The sequence below is a fragment of the Acinetobacter sp. ANC 7912 genome (genome assembly GCF_039862785.1).
GTDB classification, from domain to species: domain Bacteria; phylum Pseudomonadota; class Gammaproteobacteria; order Pseudomonadales; family Moraxellaceae; genus Acinetobacter; species Acinetobacter thermotolerans.
Genome location: NZ_CP156795.1, coordinates 1,555,457 through 1,572,470, shown reverse-complemented (window position 1 = coordinate 1,572,470; position 17,014 = coordinate 1,555,457). Strand labels below are relative to the sequence as shown.

Genomic DNA, 17,014 nt, shown 5'->3' with positions numbered 1-17,014 from the left:
TAAGAAAGAAAATTTTTATTCGAAATAAAAAGCCATCGTGTTCGATGGCTTTATCACATTTTGATTAATAGGTTTTATAAGGCAGGAATTTGCCAGACAATACGACATTGACGCGGTCACCATTCGGGTTTTCCTCACGCTGAATATCCATGCTGAAGTCGATCGCGCTCATAATGCCGTCACCAAATTCTTCATGAATCAGTTCCTTAATGGTAGAGCCGTACACATTTACCACTTCATACCAGCGGTAAATAAGAGGATCTATAGGAACGCTTGTTGGCAAAGAGCCTTTATAAGGCACAATTTGTAGCCATGCGACAGCTTCATCACTCAGGTCAAAAATCTGACCAATTTTCTCTGACTGCTCTTTATTAAATGCCATTTGTCCCAGACAAGCCGCCGTTACCCATTCTTTAGAAAGACCAATTTCCTTGGCGACATCTGTCCATTTAATTGACTTTAAAACTTTCGCTGAAATGATCATGTCAGTTACTTGTTGACGATGGGTAATCATAAAAAATCTCCAGAATATTTTTAAAATAGATTTATGTGAAATTTCAACAATGCAGTTCTCATGCCAACAATAGCTTTGGCATGAGGATGAAATGAAGAATAAAAAATTGAATGATTTTTATATTATTTGTGGCACAGCTTTTGCTTCATTAATCACAAACATGGCAATGGCGCCATAACACAAATTACCTGTTCTGATATTTAAGGCAACGACGCCTAAGGTTTAAAAGACCTTAGGCGTCGTTTTGTTTAAAGAACGGGTTAAGATTTAGAAATAATGAGGACGACCATATGGCATATCTTGCTCCTGCAGAATTTGCAAAAAAAGTAGTAGATGCTGGTGAAGCCAAGCTTCATATGGCAACGCGTGATGTTTTGATCCGTGCATTTATGGCGGGCGCGATTTTAGCCTTGGCAGCAGTATTTGCCATTACTATTGCCGTACAAACCGAGTCACCATTAATTGGTGCATTACTGTTTCCAGTCGGCTTTTGTATGTTGTATTTATTGGGCTATGACTTGTTAACTGGCGTATTTGTATTGACACCATTGGCTTGGCTGGATAAACGACCAGGTGTCACATGGGCACGGATTCTTAAGAACTGGGGGCTGGTTTTTGCGGGTAACTTTACTGGCTGTTTGGTAGTTGCTGTGCTGATGTCTGTGGTTTACACCATGGGCTTTGCAGCAGATCCAAACCCGGTCGGCGAAAAGATTTCCCATATTGGCGAAGACCGTACGCTTGGCTATGCTGCTTATGGTTTTTCTGGCTGGTTGACCATTTTTATCCGCGGCATGCTGTGTAACTGGATGGTATCTTTGGGCGTGATTGGCGCGATGATGTCAACCACTGTTAGCGGTAAATTTATCGCGATGTGGATGCCAGTGATGCTGTTCTTTGCCATGGGCTTTGAACACTCTGTCGTGAATATGTTCCTGTTCCCATTTGCCATGATGATGGGTGGTGACTTCTCGATTGCTGACTACTTCTTATGGAATGAACTTCCAGTTGCTTTAGGTAACCTGGTGGGTGGTTTATCCCTAACTGGTTTGGCACTTTATACGACACATGTCCGTACTGGTGCGAAAAAAGAATTTTAATCATTCACCATGTTTAAAGGGATCAATTTGATCCCTTTTTGAGTTTTTAGCATGAAAAAAAGCTTAAAAGTCAGTGTCGGGCAAAATTCTACGGCTGGAATTAAAGAGCAGAATCAAGATTTTTATGGCATCTATTTGCCAGAAGGTCATGTCCTAAAACAAAAAGGGATTGCCTGTGCGATTGCTGACGGGATTGGTAGTAGTAATGTCAGCCATATTGCTGCTGAAACCGCTGTCGGTAGTTTTTTATCGGACTATTATTCTACCTCAGATGCCTGGAGCACACAGACTTCGGCTGAACGGGTGATTCGTGCTACCAATTCATGGCTGTATGCTCAAACCCAGCAAAGCCAAGGACGTTTTGATAAAGACCGGGGCTATGTATGCACCTTATCTGCACTAATTTTAAAACAGCAACATGCCCATATTTTTCATGTTGGAGATAGCCGGATCTATCGAATCCGCAATGGAAAAATTGAATTACTCACAAATGATCATCGGGTCTGGCTATCTTCCAGAGAACACTACCTGAGCCGAGCCTTGGGTGTCGATTATCGGATAGAGATCGATTACCAAAGCATTGAGCTAAAAGAAAAAGATCTATTTTTACTCATGACCGACGGCGTCTATGAATTTGTTACAGACCAGCAATTATTAGATTTCAGCTTAGAAACAGACGATTTAAACCTACTTGCTCAAGCATTCGTCGAGCAGGCTTTAAAGCAGGGCAGTGATGATAACTTGAGTATTCAGGTGCTTTGTATCGAGCAGTTACCTGAAATGGCACAATTTCGAACTCAGCAAGACTACGTATTTCCGCAGCAGCTGAGCAAAGGCGAAGTATTTGAAGGGTATATCATTGATAAAATCCTGCACCAAAATCATCGCAGCTGCCTGTATTTGGCACACAATTCCCAGAATCAGCCCTTGGTGATTAAGACCCTGGCTGTCGATTTACAGCAGGATGAAAGCGCAGTAGAACAGTTTCAACTGGAAGATTGGATTTCAAAACGCCTGAAACATGACAACCTGATGCAGTGCTATCCCCATCACAACCAGAAAAAATATTTATTTCAATGTTATGAATACTTGCAGGGAGAAACCCTGGATCGTTGGCTGCATCGCCAGAAAAAGCCATTACAGCTTGAAGATATTTTACCCATTCTGCAACAAACGGCTTTGGCTTTAAATGCAATGCATCGACTTGAGATGCTGCATCAGGATGTACGACCAGAAAATATCATGGTCTTAGATACTGGAAATGACATCAAAATTAAGCTGATTGATTATGGTTCAACGGCGGTACGTGGTCTGGCAGAAATCAATCCCCAGCATGCCAATCGTCCTTTAGGCACATTAGCTTTTATGGCACCGGAATATTTTATTGATACCGCACCGTCCGTTCGATCCGATCAGTTTTCTCTAGCTGTAATGGCTTATTACTTACTTACCCGGCAATTACCCTATGGCACCGATCTGGCGCGTTGCCAGAGCTTAAACCAGCAGAAAAAGGTTCGATATCATTCTATTCAGAAATATCGGCCTGATTTGCCTGTCTGGCTGGATCAGGTGCTACATAAAGCACTGAATATTGAGCCAATGCGCCGTTATGAGGCATTGTCGGAATTCATTCATGATTTATCACACCCATCCAAAGAACTGTTAAAAACCAAACCATCGGCAATAATCGAACGTGATCCTTTGCTTTTCTGGCAGGTCTGTTGTGGGGTATTAGGGCTTTTACTGCTCTTGAGTATCGCATGGCCTTATCTTAAATAAAATGAAAGTCATATAGGGACTGATTAAGAGGATAAATAGGACTTTATTAAATAGATAATGAAATGAGATGTGCCGACTATAATAATGAATCGGCAACCAGATAAAACAAGAACTATATCGAGACAACTTAAACAGGCTTTTAAGATAAGGAAAGAACTACAAGAAAGCAGGGAATAACCATGTCTGCTCGATTTTTCCTATCAATCCTGAGTGCTACATTCATAGCTTCATTTACTGGTTGTACCTCATCCTCTAAGGCGCCAATTACAGACAGTTATGGTCCTCAGCCGCATTTACCAGAACCCAAAGCTAGTTTATTTCCAACCGTTAATATTGCACCTGCTAAGGGCTGGCCTGCAGGCACAATGCTTACACCGGCTGCCGGCTTAAAAGTTCAAGCCTTTGCCAAAGACCTTCAACATCCACGTTGGCTATATGTATTATCCAATGGAGATGTGCTGGTGGCTGAAACCGACGCACCACCTAAGCCGGAGGATAGTAAAGGAATTAAAGGCAAGATCATGAAAATGGTGATGCAAAAGGCAGGATCATCCTTTCCAAGTGCCAATCGTATCAGCCTGCTTCGCGATAGCAACAATGACGGCGTTGCTGACCAGAAAACGGTATTTCTGCAGAATTTATATTCACCGTTTGGAATGACACTGGTGGGTAATGTGCTGTATGTGGCAAATACAGATGCTTTAGTACGTTTTTCTTATCAATCCGGTATCACGCAAATCAGGGAAAGTGGCAGCAAAGTATTAGATTTACCAGCCGGTCCCTTAAATCATCATTGGACGAAAAATGTCATCACCAATCCTGCAGGTACCAAACTCTACATAACAGTTGGCTCCAATAGTAATGTGGCTGAAAATGGATTAGATCAGGAAGAGGGACGCGCACTGATCATGGAGTTTGATATCGAAACAGGTAAAGCCCGGCCATTTGCCACCAGACTGCGCAATCCCAATGGCATGGACTGGCAGCCACAGAGTGGGGAGTTATGGACTGTGGTTAATGAACGGGATGGGCTTGGCAATGACCTGGTTCCTGATTATTTAACCTCGGTGAAAGATGGTGCTTTTTATGGCTGGCCTTATAGTTACTTTGGTCAGCATATAGATACAAGAGTGAGACCACAAAACCCTGAACTGGTTGCACGTGCAGTTAAGCCAGATTATGCACTAGGTAACCATACTGCATCTTTAGGCTTAACTTTTTATAAAGCTAATTTGATGCCGCAATATCGTGATGGTGCATTGATTGGCCAGCATGGATCATGGAACAGAAAACCGCATAGTGGCTATAAAGTGATTTTTGTGCCATTTCAAAATGGCCAACCTGCTGGTCAGCCGCAAGATATTCTGACTGGATTTCTCAGCAATAAAGGGGAGGCTTTGGAAAGACCTGTTGGAGTGGCCGTAGATGCCGAAGGCGCGATATTAGTTGCGGATGATGTAGGCAATGTGATCTGGCGTGTGTCACCCAAATGATAGAGTGATTCAAAAGTAGGCACAAAAATAAAAGCCTTATAGTCTCTCCCAAAACTATAAGGCTTAGCGGCTGTAGTCTCTTCTTTTATCACTTACATCCCTTAAGTTCGCTGTCTTTCGACTTTATAATAATAATTATGCGGTTATTACCGGCTTTCCTTGCCAGCTCTTTGTGTGAAAGATAATGACAAGAATTAAGCAATGTTAAAATAGGGTAATTACTCTAAATTATGTAGGATATTACTTACAAAGCAGTACTTTTTTCATACAAAAGTTAACATTATATGAAATTTCATATAAAACAACTGGTTCTACTCCTGATTAACCCAGAGTTTAAACGGATTGAATAAGGGAATAGTGAATCTTTTAACAGATCAATAACAACCGATACTCTCCATCATTTTCTACAGGCGCCCGGTGCACGCAGGGTAAAGCCTGTTGGGTAGGATGATCAACAGCCAGTCGCCAAAGATTACCCAATCCTAAATTGATAGGCTGTGCATCCGCTTTCGGTTGATAATGCAGGTCAAAGTAATATTCTTCCAGAAACTTTTCGAACGATTCTTCAGTGCCATCATGTAATTGTTTCAGTTGTTCCCTGATTTCTGGGATCAGGATTTTTTGTTCGGCCTGATGATTGGGCAAAATATCACTCGCAGCACCATGATAGGTACATAAAAAAGTATCTGTTTCGATTAGTGAGCGGTCCACATGATAGGAATAGACATCTGTCGAAATAAAATCGAGTTCATCATCCCGTTCATAGCATTTAAGCAAATTTAGAGCAGGGGAAGCACCGCATTCTGTTAATAACTGCATATCTTGCAGAATGATTTCTCGGGCAAGAAGGCCATTTTTAGATAATTGAAGCGCTAATAAATCATCAATAGTAACTTCAGTGATATTTTCTTTTAATTCAAGCTGATCAACAATTTCTTTAAAATCTCCCACTAAATTTCTAGACCAGCAGGCAGCATTCATTTCATCTTTAAACTTTGTATGAATCAGCTCGGCAAAAGTAGAAACAACTTGAATTTGATGATTGTCAGAAAATGTATTGGTCATTTAGGAGAAAAGCGATTAATAGACTGTGCCTAATAATACGCTTAGATTTTTAGATGTGAAGCAGAATAAATAAGCTATATCCAAATTTTGGTCTTACTTATAATTTTAATTATTTACTCGTGAATCCATCATGCAGAATTATGGGTAATTTAACTTCAACTCGGTCAGCGCGGCAGGTTTCGCAAAATAATAACCCTGGAAATAATCACACTCTTGTTGTCTTAAAAACTCTGCTTGCGCTAAGTCCTCAATCCCTTCCGCAACGACCTGAAGACCGAGTTTATGCGCCATCACAATCATCGCGGCAACAATCGCACTATCTTTTTCATCTTCAGGTAAATGTTCAATAAAGCAGCGATCGAGTTTGATTTCATCTACCGGTAAGGTACGTAAATAACTCAGACTCGAATATCCCGTTCCAAAGTCATCCACAGACACTTGAATTCCCAAATCACGCAGCGCTTTCAGGATCTCTAAAGAACGATCCGCACCGGCGATTAACATGCTCTCGGTTACTTCTATTTTTAATAATTCAGGTGCTAGTCCGGTATTTTTCAGTGTTTCTTGTAATTCGTGCAAAAAGCCGGTGCGCTTAAACTGTAAAGGGGAAAGGTTCACCGCTACACTGAGACTCGCCCCATTTTTCTTATTCCATTCGACAATATCCTGACATGCTTGCTGTAAAACCCATTGTCCAATGGCGACAATCTGGCCTGTTTCTTCAGCAAATGGAATAAACTCGGCTGGAGAGATAAACCCTTTTTCTGGATGCTGCCAGCGGATTAAGGCTTCTACACTTTTGAGCTGGCCTGAGCGCGCATCAATTACCGGTTGATAGAACACCCTAAACTGGTTTTCTTCCAGCGCCACCATGAGTTCATGGCGCATCATGACATAATCCACTTTTGGTGTGGTGGCAGAATTAGATGCATACCAATGCCAGGTATTGCCACCTTCTTTTTTCGCTTCATTCATGGCATGGATGGCATGATGCAGGAATTGGCTGGATTTTTCGATCTGAGGGTCATCGTCAGCAATCCCAATACTGGCACTGATATGGATTTTATGACCCTCAATATCAAATGGGGCAGAAAGGCTTTTGAGGATTTGTTCTGCAATGACAACGACCTGTTTTAAGTCCTGATAATTATTCAGAATGATGCCAAATTCGTCAGCAGAGAAGTGCGCAATTATATCGTCTTGTTTAAAGAACTGACTTAGACGCTCTGCAACCGCAACCAGAAGTTGATCACCCAGCAGGTAACCTAAACTGTGATTGAGAGGCTGGAAACCATCTAATTCAATATACATGACAATCAGCGAACCATGATTCTCTCGGTGTTCACGGAAGGCAGTCTCCAGTTGTGTTTCAAAGGTGTGATGATTAATCAGGCCAGTTAAAGTGTCATGGGTTTGCTGACGGGCGATATATTCACTATCGGCCAGCTGTTGGGTAATATCCTGCTGTATGCCAATAAAATGGGTACAGACATTACTATCATTAAAAACTGGGCCTAAGATTAACTGGTTCCAGTACCAGCTGCCATCTTTACGATAGTTTTTAAGGATAGTTTTGATTTCTTTTTTTTCTATGAGTGCCTTTTCTATTTCCAGAATGATCTCAGGATCTGTGTCCGGACCTTCTAGAATTCGGCAACTCTTACCAATCAGCTCTTCTTTTTTATAGCCCGTAAGTTCTTCAAAAGCTGGATTTACATATTCAATGGGCTGATCTTTGGTCGCGCGCATCAAAGCGAGTCCATGTGGATTGGCATCGACACTGCGTTTCAACAGACGTAACATTTCTTCGCTTTCACGTCGCTCAGTAATATCACGGGCAATACTGAAAACTCCAACCACTTCTTCAGCTTGTTTAATTGGCAGGTAGGTTAGGTCCAACCAGTATGCTTTACCCAAACCATTGACTGCCTGAATTTCAAGATGCTGACTATTGCCTTTCAAGGCCTGATCGAAGGCGGCTTGTGTAACGGATTTATATTCTTCAGCAATGAAATTCGAAAAATGGACCCCCAGCCGCTCTTCCAGATGGAATTTGGTTGTTATTTCAGAAGCTAGATTGGCTTCAATGATAATGCCATCCAGATTATGTTCAAAAATCGCATCTGGGTGATAGGTAAAGAAAGAGCGGTATTTGTCATTCAGCGCCAGCCGTTGTTGCCGTTCAACATGCAGATCCATACTCAAGGCAATTAAAGAGGCGGCATGGCGAATTAATTGAATATGCGTAGCAGTTGGACGTTTAGGAAAGCGATAATAGGTCGCGAAGGTGCCATAGAGTTTTCCCATAGCATTAATAATCGGGGCAGACCAGCAGGCGTGTATATTTTCTTCTTGAATCAGATCATAGAATGGCTGCCAGTTGGGATCTGTATCCAGATTTTCACAAATGACTAATTTTTTATAAAAAGCAGCGGAACCACAGGCTCCCACATTTGGACCAATTTTAAGATCAGTAATCAGTTCACGATAACGGGGGGAAAAATGTTTTTCACCACTGACCAAATTTAAAGTTTGTTGTTCTTCTGAATACAGCATGACGGATACCATCGAATTCGGTATCCGGTTTTCCAGCCATTCACTGATGGTTTGAAATATGAGCGATAAATCAGCATGTTGCCCAATCAAATCAAAGATTGATTGGGTGTCTAAATAACTTGCTGTTTGCCCCATATGGCAGACCATCCTGTTGTTGTCGTTATATTATCTATATTTGCTTCATGGCTGTATAATCCATTTAGACGAAATGTTTACTTAAAATTATGTAAAATTCGCTAAATAGGGATGATTAATTCTACTCAATAAAATAGCAGAATCATGATCATGTTTATATATAATCATCTCAAAAACTTATATATTTTAGACTTTAACTTAAGTCAGTTTCTTGATTAAAATTGAATGATTATCCCCTGATATGTACCTTGAATTAATATTCAATTTTCAACTTTTTCAGTTTGGAAATTAAGGTCGTTGGATTAATTCCCAGCAATTTTGCTGCACCATTTTCTCCAAAAATTTTTCCATCACAATGCTCAACGGCGCGTTTCAGGTTATCTATTTCCAGCTGTTTCATATCCTCGATAGTTAGGATCTCTGGAATGTTTTGTTGTAATGGAATATTAGGCTGTTTTGCCGGATGCGCAATAGGCTGACCATCCTGTTCCAATAAATACTGAAATGACACAGCACCATGACGAGCTGTAATCATGGCACGTTCCAACACATTCTGTAATTCGCGGATATTGCCGGGCCAGTTATAGCGTTGCAATTCCTGGATATGTTTCTGGCTAAAGGATAGGTAAGGCACTTTACGTTTTTCACTGATCAGCTTGCTAAAGTGGCTAACCAACAGCGGAATATCTTCTTTACGTTCACGTAATGCAGGCGAAAAAATTGGAAATACGTTCAGGCGGAAATACAGGTCTTCCCGGAAGCGCTTCTGTCTGACTTCCAGTTTTAGATTACGGTTGGTCGCAGCAATAATCCGGACATTAACTTTACGCGTGCGTTCTTCACCGACCCGTTCAAAGGTGCCCTCCTGCAAGACACGAAGCAGTTTACTTTGCAACTCGAGTGGAATTTCACCGATTTCATCCAAGAAGAGTGTGCCTTGATCTGCCAGTTCAAAACGTCCGGCACGATCCCGGACAGCGCCAGTAAAGGCACCTTTGGCATGACCAAAAAACTCACTTTCAAACAGTTCAGCAGGAATTGCGGCACAGTTAACCCGGATTAGAGGCTGCTGCTTGCGATGACTAGACTGGTGAATCGCACGGGCAATCAATTCCTTACCCGTACCAGACTCGCCATAGATCATCACGTTGGCATCGGTTTGTGCAACGACCTTGATCTTTTCGATAATTTCCCGGATCGAACTACTATTCCCGACAATCTCATGGTACTGATTATCTTGCAGGATTTCTTCCTGCAGATATTCATTTTGCTGCTCCAGACGGCTTTTCAGGTTTTGCAGTTCATTCAGTGCCTGGGTAAGCTTGGCCTCGGTATTTAAGCGTTCAGAAATGTCACGGAAGACCACGACTGCGCCAATAATCTCGCCATCACGAATCACCGGGGTACTGGTAAATTCAACCGGGAAATAGCTGCCATCCACCCGCCAAAACACTTCCTGAATACCTTCATGCACCACGCCGTCATGGACCGCTGCATAAATTGGACATTCTTCTACGGGATAATGCCGGCCATCTTCATGGGTATGATGGTGAATCTGGTGAATATTCTTGCCGATAACATCTTCAGGTTTCAGCCCCAGCATTTTGGCGCCAACGGGGTTAATAAAGGTACACAGTCCTTGATGATTAATACTATAAATCCCGTCGCCCACGGCGCTCAGCAGTAAATGTTTACCCGTATCGGAATCAATAAACAGTTCCTGTAATGCCTGCCATTCCAGTAGACCCGCACGTATGGCCTTGTCGGCATTTTTATTAAATTGGCGCAGCTCCAGATCTTTAACATCCACCAGCGACCAGATCATGTAGTCATGCTGTTGATATGGTAAATGGATTGAATGCACATCCAGCTGGATTTTCTCGCCATTGCGGTCAAAGGCATAAATCTCATTATTCCAGGCCTGACCTTTATTTAACGTTTCCTCGGTAAAAGCGATCAGATAGGGCAGCTGGGTAAAATGACCAAAAAGAGAAGTAACTGATTTATTTAACAAGTCTTGCCGCTCATAACGCAGTAGACGGGCAGCAGCAATATTGAAATCAATAAAACGGTTCTCTTTCGGATCAATCATCATCAATGCCTGTGCGGTATGCTCGAAAGCCAAAGGCCGTAAAGAGTCCTCAGATTGTGCCCAACCTGAAATAAAGTCTGCTGCCATGATATGAAATTTCGTAGATATAGCTATGAAAAATCATAGTAATACGAAATTTCATAATTGTAAAAGACTTTTATTTAAACATTAAAAAAATGATGAAAATTAATTATTAAATAAAAACAATAATTTAAAAAATATTTTTAGCCATTCTCTTAACTTGGCACAGCTTTGGCAATAACTAAGACAAACCAATCAAGGTTGTTTAACTCATCTTATCGGAGCGCATTATGCCAAAAGTAGATATCGAACAATATAAAGATGGCGACTTCCTGGTCGACTATGAAGAAAAGGTATTTGAGGATGTTAAAGCCCAGCCAGGTGAAAAAGCACTGGTAACATTCCATACCGTGGCATTTGAAGGTTCGATTGGTTTAGTCAATGTACTGCAGGCGAAACGTCTGTTACGTAAAGGCTTTGAAACCAAAATCCTGCTTTACGGTCCAGGCGTACAACTTGGCGTACAACGTGGTTTCCCGACATTAGGTGCTGAGGCTTTTCCAGGTCACTTGGCAGTTAACAACCAGCTGAAAGCCTTTATGGAAGAAGGTGGTGAAGTCTATGCCTGCCGCTTCGCACTCCAGGCACTGTATGGCCAGACTGAAAAAGCGCTCATTCCTGGTATTCGCGCTATCAATCCACTGGATGTGATGGACTTAAAACTACTAATGCGTCGTGACAACGCATTAATTATCGATACCTGGACTGTGTAATTCAAAGATTAGGAAAAAATAGGGGAGTAAAACCATGAGTCGAATCGTAAAAGCTGCAGCCGTACAGTGTAGTCCAGTGCTTTATAGCCAAGCAGGCACCGTAAAAAAAGTCTGTGAGCTGATTACTGAGCTTGGACAGCAAGGTGTGCAATTTGCAGTTTTTCCTGAGACTGTGGTGCCGTATTACCCTTATTTTTCCTTTGTCCAGCCACCGTTTGCGATGGGTAAAGAACATCTCAAACTGCTCAATGAATCTGTGGTGGTGCCTTCAGAAGCCACAAACCTCATTGGCGCTGCATGTCGTACTGCGCAGATGGTGGTCTCTATTGGAATTAATGAACGTGCAGGTGGGACAATTTATAACGCCCAGCTGCTCTTTGATACAGATGGCAGCATCATCCAGCATCGTCGCAAAATTACCCCGACTTATCATGAACGTATGGTGTGGGGACAAGGTGATGGCAGTGGTTTACGCGCCATTGATTCCGCCGTCGGACGAATTGGTTCATTGGCGTGCTGGGAACACTACAACCCATTGGCGCGTTTTGCCCTGATGGCAGATGGTGAACAAATTCATGCCGCAATGTTCCCTGGCTCTTTAGTGGGACAGGTTTTTGCCGATCAGATCTCCGCAACGATTCAACATCATGCACTGGAATCCGGCTGTTTTGTAGTGAATGCCACAGCATGGCTGACACCAGAACAGCAAGAACAAATTATGCAGGATACCGGCTGTGAAAAAGGTCCAATCTCAGGGGGCTGCTTTACTGCCATTGTTTCACCAGAAGGCAAATTTTTAACAGCACCGTTAACTGAAGGTGAAGGTTATGTAATTGCCGATCTGGACTTTAGCCTGATCGATAAACGCAAACGCATGATGGACTCAGTGGGTCATTACAGTCGTCCTGAATTGCTGAGCCTGCTGATTGATCGCCGCAAAACCCAGGTTTTACATGAATATCCAGAATCAAATCTATCAACAAACCAAGAAAAACTGAGCAACTTTACCACGCCAACAGAAGAGCTGTTTAGTAAAGCATAGCAGTCAAATTTGAAAATGAATTAAGTATTACGTGTAAGGAGTGTCCGCCATGTCAGCAGTTGAATTACTCAGTGACCTGCAATGCAATGGCCTGAAATGGGAAGGTGAAGTCGGTCTGGCCCGTAAAGGTGGTGCCGGCCCAAGCGACCACAAAGCCCTGAGTCTGAATGGACAGACCATGATGATTCCTGTGCTGAATCTTGCCGCTCAGGATTCTCCTTATACTGCACAGCAGGACAAAGAAACCGACAATGTCATTGTTTTCAAAAATAAGATTCCGGTTGCCACGCTGACTGCACCGAAACGCCCTAAGTTTTATGACCTGAAAACCGCAGATGGCATTCCATATGAACAGATTGCCACCTTGCATAGTCATGATGTTCTGGCAACCACAGTTTTGCAGCACTGTATTCGCATGAATAACAAGGCAACTGCATGCCAGTTCTGTTCGATTGATCAATCTCTCAAAGATGGCCGGACCTTAATCCGTAAACGTCCTGAACAACTGGCGGAAGTGGCTAAAGCAGCTGTCGAGCTGGATGGGATCTCTCAGATGATTCTGACCACAGGAACACCGAATACACCGGATCGTGGTGCTGAGATTTTATTTGATTCAGTAACTGCAATTCGTGCAGCCGTTGATTTGCCAATCCAGGTGCAATGTGAACCACCTGATGATTTTAGCTGGTTTGCCAAGTTAAAAAATGCAGGTGCCGTATCTATTGGCATGCACTTAGAAGCTGTGAGTGATCGGGTGCGACACAAGATCATGCCGGGTAAAGCGGAAGTATCCCTAGATAAATATTTTGCGGCATTTAAGGCAGCCGTTGAAGTCTTTGGCCGGGGGCAGGTCAGTACCTATATTCTGGCTGGGCTTGGCGATACCCAAGAAGAAATTCTGGAGATGACAGCTAAACTGACTGAAATCGGTGTCTATCCATTTGTGGTGCCATTCGTACCAATTCAAGGTACACCACTTGAGCATCATCCAAAACCTGAGCCTGAATTTATGCAGGCGCTCTATCTGGAAATTGGTGCTCAGTTGAAACAGCATCAATTGAAGTCTGAAGACACTCAGGCGGGTTGTGCCAAATGCGGTGCCTGCTCATCACTCAAAGCTTATGAATAGGAGAGATCGCGATGTATTTAGATGATGATCTTTCACAAAACCCATGGCTGCAGGCAGTTAACCAGCAACTGAAACATTATCTGGCTGATGAATTTATTAGTGCAGATATCGTGATCAAAATCGTTAGTGAAGACTGGGAACGCCGCCAGTATTACCGTCTCCGTGAAGCGACATTTCGTGATGAACAACAAATTCTGAAAGAAGATCGGGATGAATACGATTTTAAAGCATTCGGTATTGTGGCAATTGGTCAGATGTTTGGTGAACCGGATCGTGTGATTGGTGCAGTCCGAATCTTTCCTGACGGCAAACAGACCTGGTGGGGTGGCCGGCTCTGTGTCGATCCCTTATACCGTCACCACCGAGCCATTGGTAAGGCCCTAATCAATGCAGCTGTTTCTACTGCAAAAAATCTGGGATGTCAGCGTTTTCTCGCGACAGTACAGCAACAGAATGAAGGGTATTTCCAGAAGCTGCATTGGCATAGCGAACAGAATATTCAAGTTGCCAATATTCCGCATGTACTGATGCAGGCAGATCTAGCACATTATCCATTGAGCAATATCAGTCAGGCTTACATGCAGCATTCCTATGCAATGCAGGAGGTGTAAATGAACCAGTCAGAACTTGAACGATTGCTCGGCTACCTCAAACAGACACCCGCCATGCAGGCGAAAATGAATATTGGTCAAGGGATCAAAATAGCCCAGCCAAACATTGAAAAGCTGGCAGATCTGTATGCCTTGCCGGGAGATGATACCGCTGCGATTGCCACAGAACATGGCTATATGCTGCATGCCTGCGAAGGCATGATTCCCAGCTTTGTTGAACATCATCCCTATTTTGCAGGCTGGTCAGCGGTGATGGCGAATATCAGTGATATTGCAGCGATGGGAGGCCGAGCGACATCTGTTGTGAATAGCTTCTGGCATCGCAACACTGAGCAAGCACAAGCATTAATTCAAGGGATGCAGGATGCCTGTCAGTGCTACGGTGTGCCATTAGTCGGTGGACATACACATATAGATTCTAATTTTCAGCCAGCACTATCGGTTGCCATTCAGGGGCAAGCTAAACGGCTGTTATCAGTCATGCATGTGCAACCACAACAAAATATTTTGCTGGCACTCAATATGAAAGGCCAGTTCCATCCAAACACCACTTACTGGAAATGCTTTGAAAACGTAGATGGAGCCAAGTTACAGGCAGAACTGGAAATTTTCCCACAACTGGCAGAACAGGGCTTAGCTTATGCAGCACGAGATATCAGCAATGCCGGCATTCTGGGCAGCCTGCTGATGTTACTGGAGGCATCCGGCTGTGGTGCAGATATTCAGCTGGATCAGATTATTAAACCGCAAGATGTCGACTGGCAGCACTGGCTACAAATCTTTCCTAGTTATGGTTTCCTGCTGACTGCAGATGATGCTGAGTGTGAAGAAATTATTGAACTTTTTGCTTCGCAAGATCTGCATTGTGCCGTGATTGGGCAAGTAAAAGATTCAGACAAAGTCACTGTTGCTAATAAAGATTTAAAAGCTGAATTCTGGGACTTCCAGCAAGCATTTACCGGTCTGTGCTATGCAAAACAGATCCAAGATTTTCAAAGATATCAACATGATTTTAGACAAGCGGAGCTCAGCGTATGCCAAGCGTGAATTTCACAGTGAAATGGCCGAATGGTCAAAGCAGTAATTTCTATTCACCAAGCACCATTGTCTATGAATATTTTCACAAAGGTCAGCAATGGGCCGTTCAGGAATTTTTAAAACAGGCTGAACAGGCCCTGCATGCTGCTTCCGAACGGGTACGTGCGCGTTACGGCTTTGCCTGCAGTTCAGCTATGGATACGCTCAACCGTATTCAGGAACAGGCAACGTCATTCTCAGTCAAGCCTGAAGACACCATTGAAATAACTGACATTTATAACATCGACTAGAGGAAATCATTATGTTTCAATCAACAAGTTTAAAATCACATTATGATGTCGTTATTGTCGGTGGTGGGCAGGCTGGACTTTCAGTCAGTCATTATCTTAAACAGGCCAATATCGATCATGTCGTTTTAGAAAAAGAAGATTGTCTAACCCATAGCTGGCGTAAAAAACGCTGGGACAATTTCACTTTGGTAACGCCAAACTGGCAGTGTTTATTGCCGAACCATCCATATCATGGCAATGATCCAGACGGTTTTATGAAACGGGATGAAATTGTCGACTATCTGGATGGATTTATTGAAAAGCTAAATCCACCTGCATTATTAAATGTCGTCGCTGAACAAGTCACTAAAATTGCCGAGCAGCATTTTCACATTCGAACCAGCATTGGTGAAACGACTGCAAATCAGGTGGTGATAGCAGCGGGCGGTTATCACACGCCAATATATCCAAAACTCAGCTCTGAATTACCGGAGCATGTCTATACCATTCATTCCGAGCAGTACTTTAATGCTGAGCAATTACCGGAAGGGAATGTCCTGGTTGTCGGTTCTGGCCAGTCTGGTGCGCAGATCGCAGAGGATTTGCATTTAGCTGGCAAGAAAGTCTATCTCTCCATTGGTGATGCACCGCGCTGTGCACGTTTTTACCGTGGCAAGGATGTGGTGAAATGGCTGTTTGAGATGGGCTATTACGAAACCACGGTGAAAGATCATCGCTATAGTGAAGAAGTTCGTAACAGTACCAACCATTATGTAACCGGTCGTGATGGTGGTCGAGACATCGATCTGCGTAAGTTTGCGCTCGAGGGCATGCAGTTATTTGGACGTTTTGCTGACTACCAGAATGGTTCACTTAAATTCCAGCCAAACCTGGTACAAAACCTGGATAATGCAGATGCTACCTATAACCGTATTAATGCTTCCATTGATACGTATATTGAGCAGAATGAAATTGAAACGGCTGAACCTGCCAGTGTCTATACACCAGTTTGGCAACCAGAAACAGAGCGGACAGAAATCAATTTAGCTGAGGAAAATATTACTTCAATTATCTGGTGCATCGGCTTTAAACCGGATTACTCATGGATTGATCTGGATATTTTTGAAAACAGCGGCTATCCAAAACATGATCGTGGGATCACAGTAGATCCAGATGTCAGCTTTATTGGTTTACCATGGTTATACACTTGGGGGTCAGGACGTTTCCTAGGGATCGATCAAGATTCACAATATTTGTCTAAGCATATTATTCAACGCCATCATGCCTTTAAGGAAAAATATGCAGAGATGATTGCATAAAGATCATCAGCATAATCTCTAGAATTTTGACCGCATGATTTCATGCGGTCATTTCCGTTAGACAGATAAAAAATGAAT

At 42.9% G+C, this 17,014-nt stretch carries 14 protein-coding genes; 10 read left to right on the top strand and 4 right to left on the bottom strand.

The genetic code is table 11. The features are described from left to right. Positions 1-64 precede the first annotated feature (64 nt). Positions 65-514 carry a cyanase gene (gene cynS / locus ABEF84_RS07825; protein WP_347456332.1) on the bottom strand — a complete coding sequence of 150 codons (450 nt, stop codon included), beginning with the start codon at positions 512-514 and terminating at the stop codon, positions 65-67. Positions 515-804: 290 nt separating this feature from the next. On the opposite strand from cynS, the gene ABEF84_RS07820 reads away from it, so the two are divergent. From ABEF84_RS07820 to ABEF84_RS07810, 3 genes are all read left to right on the top strand, one after another. Then, positions 805-1,614 carry a formate/nitrite transporter family protein gene (locus tag ABEF84_RS07820; RefSeq protein ID WP_034585157.1) on the top strand — a complete coding sequence of 270 codons (810 nt, stop codon included), beginning with the start codon at positions 805-807 and terminating at the stop codon, positions 1,612-1,614. A gap of 51 nt (positions 1,615-1,665) precedes the next feature. After that, positions 1,666-3,393, top strand: coding sequence for a bifunctional protein-serine/threonine kinase/phosphatase (locus ABEF84_RS07815; protein ID WP_034585154.1), 1,728 nt, complete (start codon positions 1,666-1,668; stop codon positions 3,391-3,393). A gap of 179 nt (positions 3,394-3,572) precedes the next feature. Continuing rightward, positions 3,573-4,886, top strand: coding sequence for a sorbosone dehydrogenase family protein (locus tag ABEF84_RS07810; protein ID WP_347454096.1), 1,314 nt, complete (start codon positions 3,573-3,575; stop codon positions 4,884-4,886). Positions 4,887-5,252: 366 nt separating this feature from the next. Here the strand turns inward: ABEF84_RS07810 and ABEF84_RS07805 are convergent, their stop codons facing one another. The 3 genes from ABEF84_RS07805 to ABEF84_RS07795 all read right to left on the bottom strand — a co-directional run bounded on the left by ABEF84_RS07805 (position 5,253) and on the right by ABEF84_RS07795 (position 10,821). Next, positions 5,253-5,951, bottom strand: a complete 699-nt coding sequence (locus ABEF84_RS07805) for a DUF1826 domain-containing protein (RefSeq protein ID WP_347454950.1) — start codon at positions 5,949-5,951, stop codon at positions 5,253-5,255. A gap of 138 nt (positions 5,952-6,089) precedes the next feature. Next, a complete protein-coding gene (locus ABEF84_RS07800) occupies positions 6,090-8,642 on the bottom strand; it encodes an EAL domain-containing protein (RefSeq protein WP_347456331.1) in 2,553 nt (850 codons plus the stop codon). Positions 8,643-8,895: 253 nt separating this feature from the next. After that, positions 8,896-10,821, bottom strand: coding sequence for a sigma 54-interacting transcriptional regulator (locus ABEF84_RS07795; protein ID WP_347455768.1), 1,926 nt, complete (start codon positions 10,819-10,821; stop codon positions 8,896-8,898). Between the two features lie 224 nt (positions 10,822-11,045). Between ABEF84_RS07795 and ABEF84_RS07790 the strand changes: the two genes are divergently transcribed. From ABEF84_RS07790 to ABEF84_RS07760, 7 genes are read left to right on the top strand one after another with little or no spacing between them, the layout of a single operon-like run. Continuing rightward, positions 11,046-11,528 (top strand): MSMEG_0572/Sll0783 family nitrogen starvation response protein, encoded by a 483-nt coding sequence (locus ABEF84_RS07790; RefSeq protein WP_034585141.1) that lies wholly within the window; start codon positions 11,046-11,048, stop codon positions 11,526-11,528. Between the two features lie 34 nt (positions 11,529-11,562). After that, on the top strand, positions 11,563-12,570 hold the full coding sequence (locus ABEF84_RS07785; protein ID WP_347454093.1) for a Nit6803 family nitrilase: 1,008 nt from the start codon (positions 11,563-11,565) through the stop codon (positions 12,568-12,570). Positions 12,571-12,619: 49 nt separating this feature from the next. After that, a complete protein-coding gene (locus tag ABEF84_RS07780; RefSeq protein ID WP_347456330.1) occupies positions 12,620-13,699 on the top strand; it encodes an MSMEG_0568 family radical SAM protein in 1,080 nt (359 codons plus the stop codon). Positions 13,700-13,710: 11 nt separating this feature from the next. Further along, positions 13,711-14,310, top strand: coding sequence for an MSMEG_0567/Sll0786 family nitrogen starvation N-acetyltransferase (locus ABEF84_RS07775; protein WP_347454091.1), 600 nt, complete (start codon positions 13,711-13,713; stop codon positions 14,308-14,310). Continuing rightward, positions 14,311-15,357, top strand: a complete 1,047-nt coding sequence (locus ABEF84_RS07770; RefSeq protein WP_347454954.1) for a sll0787 family AIR synthase-like protein — start codon at positions 14,311-14,313, stop codon at positions 15,355-15,357. Continuing rightward, entirely contained in the window at positions 15,345-15,638 is a 294-nt protein-coding gene (locus ABEF84_RS07765; RefSeq protein ID WP_347454088.1) for an MSMEG_0570 family nitrogen starvation response protein, read from the top strand. Before ABEF84_RS07770 ends, ABEF84_RS07765 begins: the two co-directional genes overlap by 13 nt. Before the next feature lie 11 nt (positions 15,639-15,649). After that, positions 15,650-16,936 (top strand): MSMEG_0569 family flavin-dependent oxidoreductase, encoded by a 1,287-nt coding sequence (locus ABEF84_RS07760; protein WP_347454955.1) that lies wholly within the window; start codon positions 15,650-15,652, stop codon positions 16,934-16,936. The last annotated feature ends 78 nt before the right edge of the window (positions 16,937-17,014 follow it).

Coding starts and splice junctions, on each gene's coding strand:
- cynS (WP_347456332.1), bottom strand. CDS start 514: ATGATTACCCATCGTCAACAAGTAACTGACATGATCATTTCAGCGAAA.
- ABEF84_RS07820 (WP_034585157.1), top strand. CDS start 805: ATGGCATATCTTGCTCCTGCAGAATTTGCAAAAAAAGTAGTAGATGCT.
- ABEF84_RS07815 (WP_034585154.1), top strand. CDS start 1,666: ATGAAAAAAAGCTTAAAAGTCAGTGTCGGGCAAAATTCTACGGCTGGA.
- ABEF84_RS07810 (WP_347454096.1), top strand. CDS start 3,573: ATGTCTGCTCGATTTTTCCTATCAATCCTGAGTGCTACATTCATAGCT.
- ABEF84_RS07805 (WP_347454950.1), bottom strand. CDS start 5,951: ATGACCAATACATTTTCTGACAATCATCAAATTCAAGTTGTTTCTACT.
- ABEF84_RS07800 (WP_347456331.1), bottom strand. CDS start 8,642: ATGGGGCAAACAGCAAGTTATTTAGACACCCAATCAATCTTTGATTTG.
- ABEF84_RS07795 (WP_347455768.1), bottom strand. CDS start 10,821: ATGGCAGCAGACTTTATTTCAGGTTGGGCACAATCTGAGGACTCTTTA.
- ABEF84_RS07790 (WP_034585141.1), top strand. CDS start 11,046: ATGCCAAAAGTAGATATCGAACAATATAAAGATGGCGACTTCCTGGTC.
- ABEF84_RS07785 (WP_347454093.1), top strand. CDS start 11,563: ATGAGTCGAATCGTAAAAGCTGCAGCCGTACAGTGTAGTCCAGTGCTT.
- ABEF84_RS07780 (WP_347456330.1), top strand. CDS start 12,620: ATGTCAGCAGTTGAATTACTCAGTGACCTGCAATGCAATGGCCTGAAA.
- ABEF84_RS07775 (WP_347454091.1), top strand. CDS start 13,711: ATGTATTTAGATGATGATCTTTCACAAAACCCATGGCTGCAGGCAGTT.
- ABEF84_RS07770 (WP_347454954.1), top strand. CDS start 14,311: ATGAACCAGTCAGAACTTGAACGATTGCTCGGCTACCTCAAACAGACA.
- ABEF84_RS07765 (WP_347454088.1), top strand. CDS start 15,345: ATGCCAAGCGTGAATTTCACAGTGAAATGGCCGAATGGTCAAAGCAGT.
- ABEF84_RS07760 (WP_347454955.1), top strand. CDS start 15,650: ATGTTTCAATCAACAAGTTTAAAATCACATTATGATGTCGTTATTGTC.